The 3,580-nt window shown below is 67.2% G+C and carries 4 protein-coding genes; all 4 read right to left on the reverse strand.

Features of this window, described 5'->3' with window-relative positions; all coding sequences use genetic code 11:
• Positions 1 to 109 precede the first annotated feature (109 nt).
• From V8688_RS31650 to V8688_RS31665, 4 genes are read right to left on the reverse strand one after another with little or no spacing between them, the layout of a single operon-like run.
• Positions 110 to 1,192: an RDD family protein gene (locus V8688_RS31650; RefSeq protein WP_342802348.1), complete on the reverse strand. Its 1,083-nt coding sequence runs from the start codon at positions 1,190 to 1,192 to the stop codon at positions 110 to 112.
• Positions 1,189 to 1,836, reverse strand: coding sequence for a hypothetical protein (locus V8688_RS31655; protein ID WP_342802349.1), 648 nt, complete (start codon positions 1,834 to 1,836; stop codon positions 1,189 to 1,191). Before V8688_RS31655 ends, V8688_RS31650 begins: the two co-directional genes overlap by 4 nt.
• On the reverse strand, positions 1,833 to 3,074 hold the full coding sequence (locus tag V8688_RS31660) for a hypothetical protein (RefSeq protein ID WP_218719539.1): 1,242 nt from the start codon (positions 3,072 to 3,074) through the stop codon (positions 1,833 to 1,835). Before V8688_RS31660 ends, V8688_RS31655 begins: the two co-directional genes overlap by 4 nt.
• Positions 3,071 to 3,406 (reverse strand): hypothetical protein, encoded by a 336-nt coding sequence (locus tag V8688_RS31665; RefSeq protein ID WP_218719540.1) that lies wholly within the window; start codon positions 3,404 to 3,406, stop codon positions 3,071 to 3,073. The genes V8688_RS31660 and V8688_RS31665 overlap by 4 nt, the downstream gene beginning before the upstream one ends.
• Positions 3,407 to 3,580: the final 174 nt, after the last annotated feature.

The following is a 3,580-nucleotide window of genomic DNA, read 5'->3' on the forward strand; positions in this document are numbered from 1 at the left end:
CCCGCTCTACCAGGGCCTGGAGGACTGGCGCCTGCTCGGCTGAGCCGATTCCTGACCGAGGGCCCTCGCCTGCTGAGTCATTCAGCCGGCGAGGGCTTTTCGTCGTTTTTCAGGCAGCCTGCCTGATCACCCGGCGGGCATCGGTGCGGCGCACCGCCGGGAGCAGGTAGCGCTCGGGGCGCTCCGGGACGGAGCTGTCTCCCAGGACCAGCAGCGGCATGATCACCCCGATCAGCCAGGCCGCGAGCAGTCGGCGCGCACGGGGAGCGCGGCCCGTGTCGCGGTCGATGATGACCAGCCCGAACACGGCTTTGCCGAGCGTCGTCCTCGTCACGGCTTGGAAGACGACCCGGTCGACGAACGAGGCGAGCAGGAAGCATCCGATCATCGTCCACCACTTGATCTGGGGACTGTTCCACTCCTGGTGTGTCACGGCATGACGCGTCGCCTCGTCGGTGAAGAACACGACACCGACACCGATCGCCAGATGCAGGGCGACGTCGAGCGGGTAGGCCAGCGTTCGACGAAGCTTGCGCGGTGAGGGGAACGCGGGATCGTCCCATCCACCGTGCTTGCCGGGAGGTTCGGAGGTTGTCGCCGGAGAAGCGCTGCGCGGCTGCGGAATCGGAGCCGATGGCTCGCTCTTGACGAACAGCGAGGTGCCGAAGCGCGGCGGCGTGTAGAAGAGCGAACGGTAGGCCAGCTGTGTGCGGGTGCCGCCCGGTTTCGCGATGAGGCCTGCCTTGTTCGGCACCCCGGCGAACCACACCAGTTCGTCGTCGCCGCTGAACGTGCGCGATGTCCACTTGCGCAGCACCAGGGTGCCGGCGATGGTTCCCCGGTCGTCTATCAGATGGACCCATTCCTGGATGCCGGTTCGCAGCGTCTCGATGCGCCACACCTGCCAGCGATGCCGCGCCGACAACCATCGCCGAAACGCGGTTCGGGTCATGACGATTCCCGTCACGGTGAGTGGCAAGACCGCGAAGAAGCACAGCAGCGCCATCCGGTCGGCGTCCTGCGCCGTCCGTCCTGTCTCCGTCTGCGACACCTCGACGAAGTGGACGAACGCCACTGCGCACGCCACGCCGAGCCCGAGCACGACCAGCGCGCGCACAGTCGTCCAGAGAAGCGTCCACAAGGTGCGCGGTGTGCTCCAGGCCCGCGCCGTCCGGACGTCGGTTCCGTTCACAGCGCGAGCGTGAATTGTGGATGGACAACGGTGTCGAAGGTGATCGAGCCGGCCAGCAGCACCATCATCGCCCCGAAATCGGACCCGTACGCCACATCGGCGGTCGACAGCACGGCGACGGCGATCCGGGCGCCGTCGTCGGCGACGACGATCGCCTCGATCTGATGGACGGCGCGACCGGGAGACTCCGCCCGCGATGAATCGTCGACGACGGCATAGGTTGTCGTCGATTCGATGAACAGGACAGTGCGCCCGCCGAGTTCGACCGGCTCGATGTGTGCGTCGCGGCCGTCGGTCGCCTTCTCTGTGGCCAGCTCGGCGATGGTCACCCGGGGGTTCTGGGCGCGACCGCGATCCAGCAGCGAGATGGTCAGCCACGAGGTCACCGGTGTGCCGTCCGCGGCGGCGTGCTGACCGATCGCGCAGTAACAGGCGTTGTTGGCGCGCAGGACGGTCAGCAGGTCGGCGATGGCCGTCGCCACTTCGGGAAAGACGTCGGCGACCTCGGTCGGCAGGAACTCGACGATGCTCTCGGCCGACTCGACCGCTTCATGAATCGTGTCCAGCGGTAATTCGTAGTAGCCGCGCGGCAGGACGACCGACAGCGAGGTGGTCGACCCGCCAGGCATGGTGTGGGCTGTCAATCTCCAACTCCCTGGGACAGATCGATCGACTTGTACGAGGCGCCGGTCATCCGCTGCAGCACCGCCAGCGCGGTCGCCGGACTCTCCTGCATGAAGTGCTTGCCTTCGGCTCCGGTGAGCTGCAGCAGCGAATGCACACCGGTCGTCGCGCCGGAGGAGGTGAGCTTGTCCGACACGCCGAAGACGTTCTTGTCGGTGAAGACGCGGGCGACGAGACCCGGATCATTCGCCGCTTCCCCCCAGGTCTGCGCCATCATCCCGAATCTGCCGAGATCATCGGCGCCGCCCCCCATCAGGCCCACCTTGCCCGCCTTGAACACCCCCGAGGCGCCGGGCACCACGCTCAGCAGGTCACCGCCGACGGTCGCGGCGGCGCCGAGCCTCTCGGTCCAGCTGCCGTTGACCAGGTCGTCGCGCAGTTCGTCGTTGGTGGCGGTCAGGGCCAGCGCCCCCGCGCCCGCGGCCAATGAGATGCCCAATGCGATCGCGCTGATCGGCGGCGGAGTGACCAGCGCCAGGATGCCGCCGATCGCGGAGGTGGTGGACAGCACCTCGTGAATCGCGTCGCGGTTCTCATCGATCCAATCGGTGAGACTGTCCCACCAGCTCTTGTCCGGTTCGCTGGGTGCGAAGTTCGCGGCGGACTCCAGTTCGCTCGCCGTGGTGGTGGCCTTGGCGTTGTGCGCGATCTCCAGATCTTTCGCGCGAGCGATGATCGCGTCGATCGCGGCCTGACAGTTGTCGACCGCGGTCGACGCCGAGGTCACCTGGGCGTTGGCGGCGTTGAGCCGGGACTGGGCGTCGGCCAGCTCGGACGCGTCGGAGAAGGTCTTGTTGGCCAGGCCGAGGTCGGGATTGGCCTTGGCCTGCTGGAGCGCGGTGACCGCTTGGGCGTGGTTGGCCCTGGCGGTGGCGGCTTCGGTCTCCAGACCTTTCGCGGTGTCCTGGAAGGCCACGAGATCGGTGTGCCAGGCCGCGATCGCGGTGTTGGCCTGCTGCAGCGAGGATTGGGCGAGTCCGAGGTCCTGGGCGAGCGTGGCGTCGAAGCCGGCGCGGAAGGCATCGCCCGCCTCGCCTTTCCACACCTCGTCGTTGCTGTTGCGAATGCTGGTGAGCAGCGTGTTGGTCTCGGTGACGGCGTCGGCAGCCGTCTTGACCTTCGTGCCGAGGGCGGCGACTTCGGTGGCGTCCCCCGGGGTGGGGTTGAAACCGAGATTCGGGTAGGGGTTGTCGGTCAATTCGGGGTCCCCGGAGTGACCGCCTGTGGATCGGTCTGCGCGCCCGCCTGGGCGAGTGCCTGCGCGACCGCGGTATCGAGCTGCTGGTAGGCGGTGTGGCACTGCGCGATTCCGTCGGCGGTGACGGTCGCGGACTCGCAGATCCGTTCGATGCCGTACTTCCACTTGCTCTGGAAGTTGTCGGCGGCGTCGTTCAGCTTGGCGGTTCCGATGTCGGAATTCCCGTCCTTGGACAGCGCGTTCATGGCGTCGGTGAGCACCTGCTCCGTGCCGCGCAGCAACTGGACGGTCTTGCCCAGGACATCGATGTCCACCTGGAGAATCCCGGTCATCTACCCTCCCCGTTTCCTCGTTCTGTTGATTGGACGCACGAAGCGACGATTCGGTTCCATTGCGTTGCGGCGACGGACCGACGGGTCACGTGATCCAGGGAGTCAACATAGCGGGAACCCGCGGTACCGGGATTCGCTCGGTCGCGGTGGCCAGCGCGCCGAGCGCCGTGTAGG

It is taken from the genome of Nocardia sp. No.11, from assembly GCF_038752175.1.
GTDB lineage: Bacteria > Actinomycetota > Actinomycetes > Mycobacteriales > Mycobacteriaceae > Nocardia > Nocardia canadensis.